This window comes from Microcoleus sp. Pol17C6, assembly GCF_036701145.1.
In the GTDB taxonomy this organism is placed as follows: domain Bacteria; phylum Cyanobacteriota; class Cyanobacteriia; order Cyanobacteriales; family Microcoleaceae; genus Microcoleus.
This window is the reverse complement of sequence record NZ_JAUBQH010000134.1, coordinates 1-3,220: the sequence shown is the minus strand read 5'-3', so window position 1 is coordinate 3,220 and position 3,220 is coordinate 1. Positions and strand designations below refer to the sequence as shown.

Here is a 3,220-nt window from a genome sequence, read left to right as displayed (position 1 = left end):
AAGTTACATTATCCGATATGAGGAATTGGTTTACTCACTGCTGTTATTGTACCTCATCTATCTGAGAAACGCTATAGGTCTTTTAAGATTGTCAAATTTTTATTTGAGTTTTTTACTAACGTACATAAATTTTATTTCCCCAAAATACGTCAATATACTTACACACAGAAAAGCATTTAGGATTGCTCTAGATATAGAAAATCATTTAGGATTGCTATACAAGTGATTCCTCAAGTACAAAAGCCGATAGCGTTGGGTTTTCAAAGTGACGAAATTAGTCAGTTAATTACTTTGGAACTTTAACCGCCGATGGTGGCGGATTAACGCAGATAAGTGTTGACAGGATGTACGCAGAGCGTGTGAGATAAAGTATTTAAACGAGATTGTCTTACTCAAAAATCGCCCCATCTAAGCTTGTTTCTCTTAAGTCTGTTCTCGCTAAATTAGCACCTCTTAAATCGGTACTTCTTAAGCACACATTGCTTAAATCTGCATAACTCAAATCAGCACCTTTGAGATTAGCATCAGATAAATTGGTTCCTGATAAATTCGCCCTCACAAGTTGCGATTTACTCAAATTGCTGCCACTCAAATTGGCTGCTGGCATCTGGGCTGCCATTAAGTTTGCTTTGCTTAAATTAGTGCCACTGAGGTTAGCAAAATTTAATTTAGCATAACTCAAATCAATGTTTTCCAAGCAAAGTTCGCTCAATTGCGCGCATCGCAAGTTAGCATTAATAAAAAACCTCTCTCCAATCGCATAACGGCGCAAAAATTCGTCAACTTCCAGCCGAATTAAAACGGGTTCGCAAGTATTTTGGTAGCACCACGATGTCTCCAGCAAACGGGCGGCTGCTTCAATTGCTACCTTGTCGCATTTAGGGATCACCAAGCTATTGCACCCATCCCACTCACCGTTGAGCATGAATGCCATCTCAGAAGCTGCTGCACTTGAGTCGCATAACAAAACGGTTTCTGGTTTGGGTTGCAGCCAGTTCATTAAACCGATCGAGCTGTTGTTTTTCACTGTAGATTCAGGATTTGTGCGTCTTTCTTAATTATAGGTAAAAATATTGAAAACAGTATGCACAAATTCGCTGCGGCTTCAGATAATGAATTAATTGTGTTTGGTGCAGCCAGACCAGGATACCGCGATGCAGAAGTTGCTCGCTGGATTGAATTTATGCAGGGGCATAATATCAAGCAAGTTTGCTGCTTGCTCGCTCAGACGCAACTCATCCGCTACACTGATTTACTGGGAACATATCGGAAAATATTTGGGTGCGATCGAGTTTGCTGGGCGCCGATCGCAGATTTTGAATTGGTGGATCGCGATATTTTAATTGATCGCATATTGCCGTTCTTGGAATCGGCAAATAGCAAAGGCGAACGGGTGGTAGTTCACTGTTCAGGGGGGATCGGACGTACAGGACAGGTTTTGGCTGCTTGGTTGGTCAGCGGGCGGGGATTGTCTAACAAACAGGCGATCGCAGCAGTAAGAAAAACAGGCAGAAATCCCTATGAAGCAGCGATCGTAGCTTGTTTGAAAGGTCGAAACCCCTGGCTAGTCGTTGAAGAACTTAATGCTCTCTTAGATGATTGTCGCCTTGCTGCGAGGAATGATACATAGCACTATACCAACTATATACAGCACTTCCGGATGTTATGAGGTACAGTAGCAGCAATTAGTAAACCAGTTTTTAAGATGTTTCGGATTAATTAAGTCAAGAGCCACAGCAATTATCCTGTCAACCATTTTAGTGCTGGTTGGTGAAAACTGTCGTAATAAAGATTTGAGTTGCGACCACCATAATTCAATAGGATTAAAATCAGGAGAGTATGGGGACAAACACAAGATAGAAGCACCCACTGCTTCAATCATAGGCTTAATTGAATCTACTTTATGCGCTGGTAAGTTATCAATTCACGTCTACTGCTCCCGACCACAATTGTGGCACTAAACATTGAGCGATAAATACCTCAAATGCTTGGCTATCCATCGAGTTGTCCATGGTCATTAATGCCACTACTTGGGTGAGACTAATTGCACCAATTAGTGTGACTTTTTTGCCTCGATAAAAAGGTTTGACCGCATAGGCTCTAGTCCCTAGTTGGGAACGTGCATGACTTCTGCTTAAACCTAGCAATACTCCAGTCTCATCTAAAAAGACTAGATTTTTTGGCTCGATATCCTTAACTTTTTCCCAATACTCTAAGTAAGTCGGTGCGAAAAAACCTAACTATGTTAAAATAAGTAAAGACAGGGAATACGTCTACCAAGGTAACTCAATATATGGGCGCTAGATTAAGGATATTTCTGACACAAGAGCAAGATAAAACTCTATTAAAATTGAGAACTGCGAATGTTCCCCAAAAAGTCAAAGACCGAGCTCTTGTAGTCAGATTAAATGCACAGGGCTGGTACGTTGAAAAAATAGCAGCTCATTTTAACTGGACTCCACAAACAGTGAGAGAGGTTTTACATAAATGGCAAAAACTAGGAATGGAAGGTTTTTGGGAGTTGTCAGGTCGAGGAGCCAAACCGAAGTGGAAAGAAGCAGACATAGAGTTTTTAACAGAATGTCTCAAAAATGAACCCCGTACATACAATAGTGTTCAATTAGCTAAAAAATTAGAAAAAGAGCGCTCTATTAAACTAAGTCCCGACCGATTAAGACGAATACTAAAAAAAAAGGGTTTATTTGGAAACGAGCGAGAAAGAGCCACAAAGGAAAACAAGAAAGCATAGCACGCCAAATCAAACAAGCAGACCTAGATATGCTGGAATGGGCTGCTGCTGCAGGAGAGATCGATTTAAAATATTTAGATGAATCAGGATTTTGTGCATGGAGCGAGCCTGGTTACACTTATTACAAACGAGGCGAGCAAAAACGTCTGGAACAAACTTTACGGCGTGGTCGTAGATTAAGTATTGTAGGACTTCTACAACCTGAAATCAGCTTTGTTTACGGTTTGGTAATTGGGGGTGTCGATCGAAAAGCTTATATCAAAATGATGGAGTCAGAGGCTCGCTCGGCAGAGAGGAGTAAACGAATTAGAGTAATAGTACAGGATAATGGCCCCATACATCGATGTAAGGAAGTCCAAAAATTATGGTCAAAGTGGGAAAATCAGGGTCTATATATAGCGATCGCAAATCATTCATAAATCGATTGAGGGTTCGATCGAGCATGAGTTTCATGAGAATGTTAGCTCAAAA

At 40.8% G+C, this 3,220-nt stretch carries 6 protein-coding genes; 3 read left to right on the top strand and 3 right to left on the bottom strand.

Annotated elements, in window-relative coordinates; all coding sequences use genetic code 11:
- Window positions 1-388 precede the first annotated feature (388 nt).
- The gene (locus tag QUA25_RS28925; RefSeq protein ID WP_333043116.1) at window positions 389-1,027 is read right to left on the bottom strand and encodes a pentapeptide repeat-containing protein; all 639 of its coding nucleotides are present in this window, start codon (window positions 1,025-1,027) and stop codon (window positions 389-391) included.
- 57 nt (window positions 1,028-1,084) lie between these two features.
- Between QUA25_RS28925 and QUA25_RS28920 the strand changes: the two genes are divergently transcribed.
- A complete protein-coding gene (locus QUA25_RS28920; protein WP_333043114.1) occupies window positions 1,085-1,630 on the top strand; it encodes a phosphatase domain-containing putative toxin in 546 nt (181 codons plus the stop codon).
- A gap of 33 nt (window positions 1,631-1,663) precedes the next feature.
- On the opposite strand, the gene QUA25_RS29625 is transcribed toward QUA25_RS28920, so the two are convergent.
- Together QUA25_RS29625 and QUA25_RS28915 are read right to left on the bottom strand one after the other, a co-directional pair.
- Window positions 1,664-1,924, bottom strand: coding sequence for a transposase (locus QUA25_RS29625; protein ID WP_445242260.1), 261 nt, complete (start codon window positions 1,922-1,924; stop codon window positions 1,664-1,666).
- Window positions 1,920-2,189: a transposase gene (locus QUA25_RS28915; RefSeq protein ID WP_333043118.1), complete on the bottom strand. Its 270-nt coding sequence runs from the start codon at window positions 2,187-2,189 to the stop codon at window positions 1,920-1,922. Before QUA25_RS28915 ends, QUA25_RS29625 begins: the two co-directional genes overlap by 5 nt.
- Window positions 2,190-2,293: 104 nt before the next feature.
- Here QUA25_RS28915 and QUA25_RS28910 point away from each other — a divergent pair, with 104 nt between their 5' ends.
- Entirely contained in the window at window positions 2,294-2,749 is a 456-nt protein-coding gene (locus tag QUA25_RS28910; protein ID WP_333043111.1) for a helix-turn-helix domain-containing protein, read from the top strand.
- A gap of 29 nt (window positions 2,750-2,778) precedes the next feature.
- Entirely contained in the window at window positions 2,779-3,168 is a 390-nt protein-coding gene (locus tag QUA25_RS28905; protein ID WP_333043109.1) for a transposase, read from the top strand.
- Window positions 3,169-3,220 lie beyond the last annotated feature (52 nt).